Consider the following 14,016-nt stretch of genomic DNA (forward strand, 5'->3'; position numbering starts at 1 on the left):
TCAATGTACTGGTATTTACAACCAGTTTTTAAGTTTCAAGTTTTAGTTTTCAACTTCATCCAGAATTTCTTTTTTATCAATATCTGAGTCATCTTCTACAACAAGGTTTTCAAGAATGAAAGTTTGTCTGTCCGGAGTGTTTTTTCCCATGTAAAATTCCAGAAGTTGATCAATCGTCTGGTCTTTTCCTACTACTACAGGTTCTAAACGGATATCTTTACCAATAAAATGCTTAAACTCATCCGGAGAAATTTCTCCCAATCCCTTAAATCGTGTAATCTCAGGATTCTTTCCCAGTTCGTTTAAGGCTTTTACTCTTTCTTGTTCTGTATAGCAATATCGGGTTTCTTTTTTATTTCTTACTCTGAATAAAGGAGTCTGAAGGATATAAAGATGTCCGTTTTTAATCAGATCCGGAAAGAACTGCAGGAAGAAAGTAATCATCAGCAACCGGATGTGCATCCCATCAACATCGGCATCGGTAGCAATAATTACCTGGTTATATCTTAGGTCTTCCAGACTTTCTTCAATATTTAGAGCTGCCTGAAGAAGGTTAAATTCTTCATTTTCATATACCACTTTCTTGGTAAGCCCATAACAGTTAAGAGGTTTACCTTTCAGTGAAAATACTGCCTGCGTTTCTACATCCCTGGATTTTGTAATAGATCCTGATGCCGAATCTCCTTCGGTAATGAAGATCTGGGTATCCCCTTTTCTCTCGGCTTTCTGATCGTTATAATGCTGTCTGCAGTCACGAAGCTTTTTATTGTGAAGCGATACTTTTTTAGCTCTTTCCCTTGCCAGCTTCTGAATTCCTGAAAGTTCCTTTCTTTCTCTTTCGGAAATTAAGATTTTTCTCTGAATTGCTTCTGCTATTTCTGGATTTTTATGTAAAAAATTGTCCAGTTTGCTTTTAAGGAAATCGATAATGAAGGTTCTGACTGTAGGTCCGTTCGGTCCCATGTCATTAGATCCTAATTTTGTTTTGGTCTGAGACTCGAAAACCGGCTCTTCTACATTGATTGAGATTGCTGCAATAATAGATTTTCTGATGTCCGAAGCATCAAAACTTTTATTGAAAAACTCACGAACCGTTTTTACATATGCTTCACGGAATGCATTAAGGTGTGTACCTCCCTGCGTTGTATTCTGTCCGTTAACGAACGAGAAATAGGTTTCTGTCTGAGATTTGTCAGAATGGGTAATAGCCACCTCAATATCATCATCCTTTAAATGGACAATCGGATAAAGGATATCACTTTCCAGCTCTTCTTCCAATAAGTCTTTAAGACCGTTTTCAGAGTAATAGGTTTCTCCGTTGAAAAGAATTTTAAGTCCCGGATTCAGATATGCATAGTTTCGGAGCATTCTTTCGATATACTCTTTTCTGTACTTGAAATGCAGGAAGATTTCTCCATCAGGGATAAAAGAAATTTCAGTCCCGTTTCTGTCTGAAGTCTCTTTCTCCTCAAAGTTTTCCTTGATCATACCACGGGAGAATTCGGCGGCTTTCATTTTTCCGTCACGGAAAGAGCGGACTCTGAAGTAATCTGAAAGGGCATTTACCGCTTTGGTACCCACCCCGTTCAATCCTACAGATTTTTTAAAAGCCTTACTGTCGTACTTACCTCCGGTATTCATTTTTGAAACCGCATCAACAACTTTCCCCAGTGGAATACCACGTCCGAAGTCACGGATTGTGACTTTTCCGTCGTCCAGTTTTATTTCAATTCTTTTTCCTGCTCTCATCCTGAACTCATCAATAGAGTTATCAAGGATTTCTTTTAACAGGATATAAATACCGTCATCAGCGGAAGACCCGTCACCGAGCTTCCCGATGTACATACCGGGGCGCAGACGGATGTGTTCCTGCCAATCGAGGGTTCTGATATTATCTTCGGAATAGGTTGGATTTATTTCTTGTGACATATATGATTTCAGCAAACATACAAAAATACAAAATTGTCCAAAATTATCCGAATTTTAAAGGTCATTTTTTCCTAACTTTTATTGTTCAGTGAGAAGAATACTCATTGATTTTTAAGCGCTTTAAATTAGTCGACATACAAAAGCAATAAAATTCATTTTAACTCTGAAAATTTTCATTAAGATGTTTACAATTACAGGACGACTATTACTTTTGTATTCACAGATCAATATTTTATTTTTTATTTTCCAGCTGTACAATTATATTTTTCAGCATAGCAGGTACAATAAGCTTATGGAAAGGCCGTACAGGCAGAAAATAAAGCACACCCAGCCAGTTATGATACTTTACGGTAGTGGAAATGGTAAGTGAATGTTCATCAGGATGCACCTTACTCCTGTCAACTAAAAGAGATACTCTGAAATCCAGGTGCTTATCATCTTCTCCCAGAACAATTTCATTGCTGGTTTTATCAAACACCTTAAAAAGCCCCGCACGCTCACCTACTTCACATTTAAAACCCTGTTCTTTTTGCTGCGTTTCAGATTCAGAGCCGGTCTTCAGCCCGAATATTCCCACTGCTTTATTCCTGAAAGCAAACATTCTCTTACCCCATTTAGGTCCGCTTGTAAAAAAAGCTTTACCGATTTCTGAGATATCAATATTCCGGCCACCATGCGCAAATTCTCCTTCAAAACTATCGATATAATCGAACTCTTTTTTTCCTTTTGATAAAACGGATTTTTCAGGAAACTCTGTTTTCTTAATCTTCATTGTCATCGTTTTTAATGGTTGTTTATCAAACAAATGTAGATATATTTATGCTGATTCAAAAGGAAAATTTAAACAAATGTTTAAAATAATTTTCGCATTGAAACTTATAAGGCTTTAACGGATATTGGCTTTACCTTTACTATTTTCCGATTTTTATTGTCCTAAGTTCAAACTGTTTTAAATATTTCATTAAATTCGATCAACAAAACTGTTTTTATGATACAACTTCCTTTATCAAAACTTTCCAATGTAGGAACTACTATTTTCAGCCAGATGACTCAGCTTGCCAATGAAAATGAAGCGATCAACCTGTCTCAGGGTTTTCCTGATTTTATGCCTGATCCTGAACTGCTGAATTATGTAGATCATTTTATCAAAAAAGGCTTCAATCAGTATGCCCCTCTCGGCGGAATGATCGGCTTAAAGGAAGAGATTGCAAGAAAAATTGAAAACAGCCATCAGGCAATTTATCATCCGGATTCTGAAATAACTGTCACTGCAGGTGGAACTCAGGCTATTTTTACAGCGATTGCTTCTTTTGTAAAAAAAGATGACGAAGTGATTATTTTCGAGCCGGCTTATGATTGTTATGAACCTACTGTAGAGCTTTTCGGAGGTGTTGTGAAACGTTTTGAAATGAAAGCTCCCGATTATGAAATCGACTGGACTGCAGTAAAAAAGCTTGTCAGCGAAAAAACCAGAATGATCATTCTTAATAATCCTAATAATCCCTCAGGAAAAATCCTGAAAGAAAATGATATACGGGAGCTGATTGAGCTGGTAAAGGGAACTTCCATTCTTATTTTGAGCGACGAAGTGTATGAAAATATTGTTTTTGACGGAAAGCAGCATGTAAGCATATGCAAATATCCTGAGCTGAAAGAAAGAAGCCTGCTTGTAGCCTCTTTTGGAAAGCTTTTCCATGTCACAGGCTGGAAAGTCGGTTATTGTGCAGCTCCTAAAAGCCTTACGGATGAATTCAGAAAGGTTCATCAGTTCAATGTATTTTGTGTAAATACTCCAATCCAGCTGGCATTGGCTGAATACATGAAAAATGATGAACATTACAGTCAGCTAAGCCAATTTTTCCAGGAAAAAAGAGATTTTCTGAGAAAAGGACTGGAAGGAACTTCGTTTGAACTGCTGGATTGTGAAGGAACTTATTTTCAGGCAGTAAAATATGATAAGATTTCGGATAAAAATGATTTTGATTTTGCCTCTGAACTTACCATTAACCATAAGGTAGCCAGTGTTCCTTTCTCATCTTTTTATAAAAATAAACTGAATGAAAATGTTATCAGGTTATGTTTTGCCAAGAAAAAAGAGACTCTGGAAAAGGCTCTCGAGAATCTTTCAAAGATCTAATGACAATAGGTTAAAAAAAAGAATCAGCCGGCTCAAAATGAGCCGGCTGATTCTTTTAATATGACAGGCCCTTCAAATGTTACAAAAACATTCCTCCGGAAACCTCAATTCTTTGTCCGTTGATCCATCTGGCATCTTCTGTGCACAGGAAAGCTACCACTCCACCGATATCATCCGGCAAACCTACTCTTCCCAGGGCTGTTGCACCAGCTACCATTGCGTTGATTTCTTCATTATCTCTCACTCTTCCCCCGCCGAAATCAGTTTCAATTGCTCCCGGAGCCACCACATTTGCTTTGATTTTTCTCGGCCCCAACTCTTTAGCCATATATTTTGTCAGCATTTCTACCCCGGCTTTTATTGATCCGTAGACAGAAGACCCTGGTGTTGCAAATCTTGCCAATCCTGAAGATATATTGATAATCCCTCCTCCATCATTGATAAATGGCAAAAATTTCTGAGTCAGGAAAAATACGCCTTTGAAGTGAATGTCTACCACATCATCCAGCTGCTCTTCCGTAACTTCGGTAATTGGTGAATATAAAGCTGTACCTGCATTATTGATAAGATAATCAATGTGGGTACTTCCGGTGTTTTCTTTCAGATGATCTGTCACATCTTTTACAAAAGCATCGAAACTTTTTATGTCTTTGGTGTCCAGCTGAAATGCAATGGCATTTCTCCCCATCGATTTTATTTCACTAACCACAGCTTCCGCCTCTTCTTTGTTGCTTCTGTATGTAATGATAACGTCTAATCCTTTCTGAGCAATTTTAAGGGCTGAATTTTTCCCCAATCCACGGCTTCCTCCGGTTACCAGTGCGATATTTGTTTTTGTGTTCATTGTATTTTGATTATTTTGATGATACAAAGTTGAGACATTTCAGGATTGAAGTGTTTGTCTGAATCAATCTGAAATTTGCAAAATTCAAATCAGGAGCGAAATTCCAATGGAGTAAAAGTTGTTTTTCTTTTGAAGAAATTGGAAAAGTGGGCAACTTCTTCAAATCCCAAAGCATAAGAAATTTCGGAAACATTCCACCTTGTCTGCTTCAAAAGTATTTTAGCTTCCTGAACAATACGGTCAGAAATAAATTCCGTAGTTGTTTTTCCCGTGCTTTCTTTTAATCTTTTATTCAGATAATTGACATGAACCGCCAGCCGGTCAGCATAATCTTTAGCTGACTTCAATTGCAGTCTCTGCTCCCATGATTCGATAGGAAACTGTCTTTCCAGCAATTCTATAAATAAAGAAACCACCCGCATGGAAGCATCATTGGATGCTGAAATTTTGGAAGCGGGCTGTAATTTCTGCCCATAGTGGATTAATTCCAGCACATAGTTTCGAATCAGATCATATTTAAATACGTAATCAGATTCAATTTCTTTTTTTATTTTTTTAAAAAGGTTTTCAATCTCTTCTGCAAGTTCATCATCAATTTCAAAGACAGGTATTCCTCCAGGTTGAAAAATGGGAAGATCTTCAAGGTGGTAATAAGATTTGTCCTTAATGAAAAAATCTTCTGTAAATACGCAGAAACTCCCTGACTGATCCGGATCTTCAGGTATCCAGTGATAAGGAACTTTTGGGGTTGCAAATAATAAGGCATTCTGTTGTATAGAAATTACCTTGTCTGCATATTCTGCCCTGTTTCTGCCTTTTATAAAACTGATTTTATAGTATTTTCTTCTGTTATAAGGCATTTCCGAAGTGGTTTTTGCCCGTTCTATAGTTTGGGCAATATCGAAAACATTAAAGTGACCGATGTCTTTATGAAGTCCTTTCGGAAAAATGCTTTCAAGGTCTTTGCCCAGCTTGGCGGCCATTTCCCTGTAAAAGTCTTCCAGTGAAGTATGTGCTACTTTTTCCATCACAAATGATTTGTAAAATTCAAATATACGAAGTTATGAAACAGCCGGTTTCAAATAAATATCTAAAGTAGAACATTTTATTTTTATGCTGAATAAGATTTAGAATCATTTTAAAATTTATATCAATTGTAATAAGATATTAAAAAAAATCTCATTTTTTTCTAAGCATCGTGATATATTTCATTTATTTTTAATACATTCGTTAAAACTAACTCACTAAAAATCAAAACAATGGAAAACAAAAATTTAAAACAAGGGAAAAAACTGAACAAAAAACAATTAAGAGTAATTACAGGTGGAAAAGAAATGTGCCTGCTTCCGGACCTAACCTGCAAAAAATATTCTTTTACCTGTGCGGAAATACAATGCCAGCCCGGAATTGAATTGTAGTAAAGAAAAAACTAAACCATAAAAACTTCAACGAATGAGAAATCAACATTTAAATAATGGTAAAAAACTCAATAAAAAAGAGTTGAAAACCATTAAAGGAGGTGTAATGATATGTAGCATACAAAATGGAACAATATGCACACAAACTCATCCATCATGCTATGAGCCACAGTGTAGAGGTGGTCAATCACAGTTAAGATGTACAGATATAGTCAATAACTGTGTGGTTTTCTCTCCAGCTTGTATAGAAGCAAAATGCAGATTCGATACAGGTATATAAGATAAAATAACAAGAACTGCTTTCTGATTTCAGGGGGCAGTTTTTTATGCAGTGTATCTTATTTTCAATTACAAAATAAATTAAAACGGCGAGCTCCTAAAAGCAAAAAACGCTCCCAAATACATGGAAGCGCTTTTCTTTATAACTAACTTTAATACTTTTATTTATACATTGAATCTAAAGTGCATGATGTCACCATCCTGTACAATATATTCTTTACCTTCTACAGAAAGTTTTCCGGCTTCTTTTACTTTTGCTTCTGACCCGTAGCTGATAAAATCGTTATACTTAATTACTTCTGCACGGATAAATCCTTTTTCGAAGTCTGTGTGAATAACTCCTGCAGCCTGTGGAGCAGTCCAACCCTGTCCGATAGTCCATGCTCTTACTTCTTTTACTCCAGCTGTAAAATAAGTCTGAAGTTTTAAAAGATCATAAGCTTTTCTGATCAAACGGTTAACTCCCGGTTCTGTAAGCCCTAATTCTTCAAGGAAGATTTCTCTTTCTTCAAAAGTTTCAAGCTCGTTGATATCAGCTTCAATCTGTGCAGCCAATACAACTACTTCTGCACCTTCATTCTGAGCCATTTCTTCAATCTTACCAATCCATTCATTTCCGTTTTTGATAGAATTTTCATCCACATTACAAACGTAAAGTACCGGCTTATTGGTTAATAACTGAACTTCTCCGATAATTGATTTTGTAAAATCATCAGTAGCGAATTCTCTTGCATTTTTACCATCCTCAAGGAATTTCTGTAAGTTCTGAAGAGTTTCGTAAGTAAGGATATCTTCTTTCTTCCCTGACTTGATGAACTTTTTAGCTTTCTCAACTGCTTTTCCTACTGTTTCAAGGTCTTTCAGCTGAAGCTCAATATCAATAATTTCTTTATCTCTTAACGGATCTACTGAACCTTCTACGTGAACAATATTACCGTTATCAAAACATCTTAAAACGTGAATAATCGCTTCACACTCGCGGATATTGGCTAAGAACTGGTTCCCCAATCCTTCTCCTTTGCTGGCTCCCTTCACAAGACCTGCAATATCAACAATCTCAACTACAGCTGGCAAAACTCTCTCAGGTTTTACGATTTTTTCCAGTTCAAACAATCTCTGATCCGGTACAGAAACCGTTCCCAGGTTCGGCTCAATAGTACAGAAAGGATAGTTTGCAGACTGAGCCTTAGCGTTACTCAGACAGTTAAAAAGAGTTGATTTACCTACATTCGGCAGGCCTACGATTCCACATTTCATATTGTAAAATTCAAAGTTTAAGGTTTAGAGTCTAAAGTTCAATGTTTAAAGTTTAGAGTTTATCGCACTCTATTACTTTTATTCTTGAACTTTCAGCGTGCAAAGATAGTGAAGTTTAACCGTAATAAAAAATGATTTACCTATAATTAGATTTTTGAATAAAATCATATAGATTCTGTATTATGGAAACTATTTTAGGGTTTGTTTTAAAATCTTCCCAAGTAATTTTCCCTTGTTCGGTTAATTCTAAAACTTTAAAACTTACTTCAGATTTGTTCATTAAAGTCCCTTCTGCTTTATCCCAAATTTTATTCAATTCAGGAACATTAGTTTTAATATCTTTTAATAATTTTCCAATATAGGTTGTTTTATAAGCTTCTATTTTTTTCTTTTTTAGAGATATTGAAATTTCTGCCTGTACTCTCTCAAAATCTTCTTCTCTTTTCACTTTTCTCTTATCACAAAAGTTAATTAAAATTTTATCCCAAACGCTAAATGGTAATAAGTTCTCTATTTCTCTATAATCCTTAGTTGTCTGATATTTAAAATTATTATTTTCTTTTTCTATTTCTTCATAAATAGCATGCTTTTCATTTTTATATGGTCCGTCATAATCAGAAATTAAGAATATTTTATTATTAATTGAAAAAGCATTTATTTTTTCTTTTAATTCGATTTCATCAAAATTATAATGATCAATATTACTGCCAGCATATTCAATGAATGCAAACTCAATATCTTCCTTAGGATATATTTTATTTGAATTAGCTTTACAATATGCTTTTAAAAATGCTTTCAAATAGTTTCTATCAGAAATTCCCTTAACCCATATAGAACAATTAGCTAGAAATACAGAAGAATTAGTTACTCCAAGATATTGAAGTGCTGAATTATCTCCATGGTTAACATTCTTGACAATAAATTTATCTTTATTTACTTTATTAAATAAAAAAATAGAAATATCATCTTTTTCAATTGTTAAATCTAAGAAATGGTTTGAATGTGTAGAGATGAAATAAATTATCTCCTTTTCTTTTAGAAATTTATTATTCGTTATCTGTTCTAAAAATAACCGTTGCATTCCAGGATGCAAGTTAATCTCAGGTTCATCAATAAAAATAACACTTTTATTATCGCAAGTATAAATCTTGTACATTAAAATAAATAAGGCTTGAATACCATCACCTAGTTCGTGTAAATCTTTACTTTCCTCATCAATGAAAACATTTATTATTTCAGAATCATCTTTGCCATTGTGTTTATCATAAATATTAAATTTTGCAACAATTTCAACACGCTTACCATGGAAAAAATTTTGAGATAAAAATTCTTCAAATTTTTCAAATCCTTCTCTTTTATCTTTTATATCATTTCTTACATTTACAATTTGATAATACAAATCCATTCCAGTAAAAATTTCTACTTTTTCATCATTTAAATTATAACTTTTTACAATTGTTTCTTTTAAAATATCCGTTGAGATTTTTGAAAAGCTTTTATCCGTTTTTTTTTGAAAAATAGAGTGAGCTGTTCTAAGAGTTGGAATAAATATTTTTTTCTTTTCTTCAAAAAAATCTTGTTGCAGCATTTTTTTTATTTGCATTAACAAAAAACTAATCCTTTCTTTATCCTCTCCTTGCAATTGGATAAAGCCATTACTTCCAAAATAATTAAGAGAAAGTCTATGAAAGTTTTCTGTTAAAAGCCTAAAAACATTTAAATTAAAATCAACCCCACTCAACATATCCATCTGTAAATCAGAGTAATTCAAAATTTTAAACACTACTTCATCTCGATCATTTTGAAATGAATTAAAAAGTACATTGTTATTGCTATTAACCCCACCAAATTTTTTACTATTAATTAATTCATTAAATTCTGTAAGATATTCTTTTAATAAAGATTTATGTTCATAATAAATAGTATTAGAATCTAGAAAAGTTCTTATAAGTCTACTTTTACCACTGTTATTAGCGCCAGTAAATATATTAATTAAAGAAAGATCATATAACTTTACTAGTTCGTCTTCATTTTCATTATAATATGAATAAAAAGCATTAGCATTTGGAAAAATTAAATCAAATTTATCACTCATATTTATTAGTTTATTCAAAAATAGATAAAGTTAGTTTACAAAAAAAATCTGCCAGTGTTCTGACAGATTTTCAAAAGTTTGGATTTCACCGAACGACCTTAAGGATTGTCTCCGGTAGCTTCCTGAGCCAGCGGAACTTCATTGGGTGCTTCCTGTAAAGTTTTATCTAAAGTAAATAAAGATTCATCAGTAGCTCTGTCACCGCCAGCAATTTTCAATTTATCAATTAAATTCTGAGCTAATGTTTCTTCTTCAATCTGTTCCTGTACAAACCATTGCATAAAATTCCATGTTGCCCAGTCCTTTTCTTCCATGGAAAGGTCTACAATTCTGTAAATAGCGGTTGTATTGTCTACTTCATGCTTAAAAACCCCGTCAAAACAAGCAGTAAGATTTTCAGGATCTGCGGGAGGAGCCGGGATAGCTTCTACTTTTGGTTTTCCTCCTCTGTTTAAAATATATTCCATGAATTTGATTGAATGATTTCTTTCTTCCTGAGCATGGCGGTAAAGGAAATTGGCAATTCCCTGATATCCTTTATCATCAGCCCAAATTCCATAGGATAAAAAAACGTGTGACGCGTGAATTTCCTTGTTCATCTGATCGCTTAATGCCTTTTCCATGTTGTCGGAAAGTCTTTTGGTATTCATAATGTTATATTTTGGTGATTATGGAGTAATCTATGCAAAAATGATTCCGATAAAGTTTCTATTTTACTTTAAAACACTCAATACACTTTAAAATACAACTGGTTTTCAATATTTTAAATTAATAATTTATAGTTATTCTAAAATAAAACCCGGTTCTGTCTGAGAACCGGGTTTTAAATTTATTGTTGAGATTGCTTCACCTAAAGGTTCGCAATGACCTATTGGAGCGGGTCTTATACCACTATTTAATTCTTCTTGCTGTATAATCACTTTCATTTCCTAATCTGTCGACGGCTTTAATGGCTACTGCATTCAGTTTTTTACCGTCTTTAGACTTAGGAATATCTTTTGAAAGGGTATCCAGCGTTACTATTTCTGTTTGCCATACTCCGTTGTACTGAGTAAAAAGTACCCACAGGAATACATCAGCAGCATTTTTTGTACTCCAGCTTGTCTGCACAAAGCTTCCGTTATCAGCAATAAACAATGTAGGAGTCTGCAACGGGGCAGCTTTTATCCATGGAGATTTCGGCACCAATGCTTTTTCGTTATATGGACCGCTTTTCAAAGCAGGAAGCATATTTGGATTTCTGGTAAGTCCTGCAATACTCCAGTGAATTTCCCCGGCATCATTTTTCAGGATATTTCTTGAAATGTCAATTTGGTTTTTAATTTCCGTTGGACGGTCTGAAACCTTGATCTCAACAGTATTCAGTCCCGGCCATAAGTGACGGTTCATGGTATTTTCAGACTGCCACCAACTCAACAGGGCCTCAAAACTCTGTCCTTTGGAATCAATAGGCCAATACAGCTGTGGTGAGAAATAATCTACCCATCCTTTATTTAACCACAATTTAGCATCTGCATACAGCTCGTCATATTGTGAAGAGCCTACAATTCCTGCAGGATATCCAGGTTTCCATATTCCAAACGGACTGATCCCGAATCTTACATTATTTTTTTCTGCGTGAATTTCTTTGTAAATACGTTCCACAAATTTATTTACATTGTCTCTTCTCCAATCTGCTCTGGATAAAGTACCTCCGCTGCTTACATAAGCATTCCAGCTTGCATTATCAGGAAAATCTGCGCCTTTGTTATAAGTTGCATATGGATAGAAATAATCGTCAAAATGAATGGCATCAATGTCATATCTTTTTACGATATCCTTTACAATATTTGATACATGTCCCTGGGTTTTCGGATTAGCAGGATCAAACCAGTACATTCCGTTCTTTAATCTGACAACAATATCGGACAATTTATTGACCATAGACAGTTTATTGACGGCACCACCATTGGTATGGTGTGCACGGTATGGATTTAACCATACATGCAGTTCAAGACCTCTTTTATGGGCTTCTTCTATCCAGAACTGAAGCGGATCATAGTTGGGAGAAGGTGCAGTTCCCGTTTCTCCGGTCAGGAAATATGACCATGGCTCGATATTGCTTGTATAAAGGGCATCTGCAGAAGGTCTGATCTGAAAGATAGCTGCATTGAAGTTGTTATCTTTCAACATATCAAGCATACTGATTGCCTCTGCTTTCTGCTGCTCTACTGTAAGGTCATTTCTTGAAGGCCAGTTGATATTGGCCACACTCGCAATCCATGCACCACGGAATTCTCTTTTAATTTCCGGAAGATTGGTTCTGAAATTATCTTCGGTTGATGCAGCAGTTCCTGTTGCAGGATTTGTAGCTGCAGGATTTACTTTTGGCGGATTGGTATTGTTGGCGGGTTTTGTCGGATTCTTCGTGGAAGGTGTTTTTACAACATTGTTCTGAACGGAACATGCAGTACTGAAAGATGCCAAAACACCCAGCAGATAAACTACTTTTAAATTACTGATTTTCATATTGGGTTCTTGAAGAAGGAAATTCTAAGATATTAAAAGTACAAAGCTAAGAATATAAAGATCATTTATCCGAATTTGAAAAGCTAAAGTTTCTTAAAAATATGATCAGTACAAATAAAATATTTTTACTGATTATTTTTACATTTTTAATATGTTTTTAAATAATCAGATAGTTTTTATTCGTCATGATTCTGTAAGATTTGTCTTGTACGTTTCAGGAATAAACAACACATTAACGATAATGGCAACCACAACCAGAAAGACAGGATAAATTAAACCAATAAAAGGAGACAATGCGGCACTTACCATAAAGGATGTTTTTATAAGCTCGGTTATAAAGGTGGTAGCTCCTCCTATGCAACCGTTTCCCATATTCTGGGAGAATCCCATACTTGTATATCTTATTTTTGTGGGAAAAATTTCAAGCATAAAAGCACCCAGCGGCCCATAGGTAGCAGCTCCTGCAACGGAAAGCAGAAAACTGACTCCCATTATCTGTAAAACTGCACTATTACTAATAGCATGTACCTCGGTAAGTTCATCCGGATTTCCAATTTCCATGAAAAGGTAAAAAGAAAGCGGAATCATAATCAGACTAGAAATCAACCCTCCAATCAGAACTTTTTTGCGACCTATCTTATCACTTAAAGCACCAAAATACTGATAAAAATAGGTACTCAAAAGTGTAACAACACCGGTGATCAATAAAACTGTATTTTCTTCCAGTTTTACAGCACGCTGCATAAAAAACAAGGTTACAAAAAGACTGGTCTGCATTACTGAACTTTGCGCGGCATTACCCCCGAATATAGCTTTTAACATTGTTCTGATATTACCTTTTGTAGTAAAAGCTTCTTTTATCGGGGCTTTGCTCGTTTTCCCGGCTTTTTTAAGCTCTTCAAAAACCGGACTTTCATGAAGTTTTTTTCTTGCAAAAAAGCTAAGCAGTACCAAAACAGAACTTAAAAGAAAGGGAATTCTCCACCCATAAGCAGTAAAATCTGATTCGGACATTATACTTTTTACAATAAAAATAATGCCAAGACAAACCAAAAGACCAACCGGAACCGTAGCCTGTATAAATCCAGTATAAAATCCCCTCTTATGAGCAGGGGCATGCTCTGCTACATATATTACCGCACCTGCATATTCACCACTGATAGCAAGCCCCTGCATCAGCCTGCAAATCAGCAAAAGAATGGGAGCCGCCCAACCTATAGTGGAAAAATGAGGAATACAGCCTATTAAAAATGTGGAAACACCCATTAGAACCAGAGACAGAAGAAAGGAAGATTTTCTCCCTATTCTATCTCCAATATTGCCGAAGATAAGAGAACCAATAGGCCTGAACATAAATGATGAAACCACAACGGCCAATGTTTCCAGAAAATGAGATTCTCCGGCTGGAAATAGGTTTACTGACAGTGTACCTGCAAGGAGTATGGCAAGAAACATGTCATACCACTCAATCAGAGTTCCTGCGGATGATGCTATAATGATAGTAAATATTTTATTTTGAGGGGTAATTCTTATTGTATCCATATTTTGT

The 14,016-nt window shown here is 35.1% G+C and carries 12 protein-coding genes; 3 read left to right on the forward strand and 9 right to left on the reverse strand.

Annotated features, from left to right (window positions below; all coding sequences use genetic code 11):
* Positions 1-42 precede the first annotated feature (42 nt).
* Positions 43-1,929, reverse strand: a complete 1,887-nt coding sequence (locus EL165_RS05235; protein ID WP_002978924.1) for a DNA topoisomerase IV subunit B — start codon at positions 1,927-1,929, stop codon at positions 43-45.
* Between the two features lie 232 nt (positions 1,930-2,161).
* On the reverse strand, positions 2,162-2,701 hold the full coding sequence (locus EL165_RS05240; RefSeq protein ID WP_041461742.1) for a DUF2867 domain-containing protein: 540 nt from the start codon (positions 2,699-2,701) through the stop codon (positions 2,162-2,164).
* A gap of 216 nt (positions 2,702-2,917) precedes the next feature.
* Here EL165_RS05240 and EL165_RS05245 point away from each other — a divergent pair, with 216 nt between their 5' ends.
* Positions 2,918-4,066, forward strand: coding sequence for a methionine aminotransferase (locus tag EL165_RS05245; protein ID WP_002978921.1), 1,149 nt, complete (start codon positions 2,918-2,920; stop codon positions 4,064-4,066).
* Positions 4,067-4,145: 79 nt separating this feature from the next.
* Here EL165_RS05245 and EL165_RS05250 read toward each other — a convergent pair whose 3' ends face one another.
* Together EL165_RS05250 and EL165_RS05255 are read right to left on the reverse strand one after the other, a co-directional pair.
* Complete coding sequence (locus EL165_RS05250; protein ID WP_002978919.1) at positions 4,146-4,910, reverse strand: SDR family NAD(P)-dependent oxidoreductase; 765 nt, start codon at positions 4,908-4,910, stop codon at positions 4,146-4,148.
* A gap of 89 nt (positions 4,911-4,999) precedes the next feature.
* Positions 5,000-5,938 carry a helix-turn-helix domain-containing protein gene (locus tag EL165_RS05255; RefSeq protein WP_002978917.1) on the reverse strand — a complete coding sequence of 313 codons (939 nt, stop codon included), beginning with the start codon at positions 5,936-5,938 and terminating at the stop codon, positions 5,000-5,002.
* 231 nt (positions 5,939-6,169) lie between these two features.
* On the opposite strand from EL165_RS05255, the gene EL165_RS25765 reads away from it, so the two are divergent.
* Positions 6,170-6,328 carry a hypothetical protein gene (locus EL165_RS25765; protein ID WP_002978915.1) on the forward strand — a complete coding sequence of 53 codons (159 nt, stop codon included), beginning with the start codon at positions 6,170-6,172 and terminating at the stop codon, positions 6,326-6,328.
* 34 nt (positions 6,329-6,362) lie between these two features.
* Entirely contained in the window at positions 6,363-6,608 is a 246-nt protein-coding gene (locus tag EL165_RS05260; RefSeq protein WP_126358587.1) for a bacteriocin, read from the forward strand.
* A 164-nt stretch (positions 6,609-6,772) separates the two neighbouring features.
* Here EL165_RS05260 and ychF read toward each other — a convergent pair whose 3' ends face one another.
* The 5 genes from ychF to EL165_RS05285 all read right to left on the reverse strand — a co-directional run bounded on the left by ychF (position 6,773) and on the right by EL165_RS05285 (position 14,009).
* The gene (gene ychF / locus EL165_RS05265; RefSeq protein ID WP_002978913.1) at positions 6,773-7,864 is read right to left on the reverse strand and encodes a redox-regulated ATPase YchF; all 1,092 of its coding nucleotides are present in this window, start codon (positions 7,862-7,864) and stop codon (positions 6,773-6,775) included.
* A 136-nt stretch (positions 7,865-8,000) separates the two neighbouring features.
* Entirely contained in the window at positions 8,001-9,959 is a 1,959-nt protein-coding gene (locus EL165_RS05270) for an AAA family ATPase (RefSeq protein WP_041461460.1), read from the reverse strand.
* A gap of 98 nt (positions 9,960-10,057) precedes the next feature.
* The gene (locus EL165_RS05275; protein ID WP_002978909.1) at positions 10,058-10,609 is read right to left on the reverse strand and encodes a ferritin; all 552 of its coding nucleotides are present in this window, start codon (positions 10,607-10,609) and stop codon (positions 10,058-10,060) included.
* Between the two features lie 241 nt (positions 10,610-10,850).
* Positions 10,851-12,467, reverse strand: coding sequence for a glycoside hydrolase family 10-like protein (locus EL165_RS05280; RefSeq protein WP_002978905.1), 1,617 nt, complete (start codon positions 12,465-12,467; stop codon positions 10,851-10,853).
* A gap of 183 nt (positions 12,468-12,650) precedes the next feature.
* Entirely contained in the window at positions 12,651-14,009 is a 1,359-nt protein-coding gene (locus EL165_RS05285; protein ID WP_002978902.1) for an MFS transporter, read from the reverse strand.
* Positions 14,010-14,016: the final 7 nt, after the last annotated feature.

Source organism: Chryseobacterium gleum (genome assembly GCF_900636535.1).
Lineage (GTDB): Bacteria > Bacteroidota > Bacteroidia > Flavobacteriales > Weeksellaceae > Chryseobacterium > Chryseobacterium gleum.

Excerpts from the sequence above, each read along its gene's own strand:
- EL165_RS05235 (WP_002978924.1), bottom strand. The coding sequence starts at position 1,929 with ATGTCACAAGAAATAAATCCAACCTATTCCGAAGATAATATCAGAACC.
- EL165_RS05240 (WP_041461742.1), bottom strand. The coding sequence starts at position 2,701 with ATGAAGATTAAGAAAACAGAGTTTCCTGAAAAATCCGTTTTATCAAAA.
- EL165_RS05245 (WP_002978921.1), top strand. The coding sequence starts at position 2,918 with ATGATACAACTTCCTTTATCAAAACTTTCCAATGTAGGAACTACTATT.
- EL165_RS05250 (WP_002978919.1), bottom strand. The coding sequence starts at position 4,910 with ATGAACACAAAAACAAATATCGCACTGGTAACCGGAGGAAGCCGTGGA.
- EL165_RS05255 (WP_002978917.1), bottom strand. The coding sequence starts at position 5,938 with ATGGAAAAAGTAGCACATACTTCACTGGAAGACTTTTACAGGGAAATG.
- EL165_RS25765 (WP_002978915.1), top strand. The coding sequence starts at position 6,170 with ATGGAAAACAAAAATTTAAAACAAGGGAAAAAACTGAACAAAAAACAA.
- EL165_RS05260 (WP_126358587.1), top strand. The coding sequence starts at position 6,363 with ATGAGAAATCAACATTTAAATAATGGTAAAAAACTCAATAAAAAAGAG.
- ychF (WP_002978913.1), bottom strand. The coding sequence starts at position 7,864 with ATGAAATGTGGAATCGTAGGCCTGCCGAATGTAGGTAAATCAACTCTT.
- EL165_RS05270 (WP_041461460.1), bottom strand. The coding sequence starts at position 9,959 with ATGAGTGATAAATTTGATTTAATTTTTCCAAATGCTAATGCTTTTTAT.
- EL165_RS05275 (WP_002978909.1), bottom strand. The coding sequence starts at position 10,609 with ATGAATACCAAAAGACTTTCCGACAACATGGAAAAGGCATTAAGCGAT.
- EL165_RS05280 (WP_002978905.1), bottom strand. The coding sequence starts at position 12,467 with ATGAAAATCAGTAATTTAAAAGTAGTTTATCTGCTGGGTGTTTTGGCA.
- EL165_RS05285 (WP_002978902.1), bottom strand. The coding sequence starts at position 14,009 with ATGGATACAATAAGAATTACCCCTCAAAATAAAATATTTACTATCATT.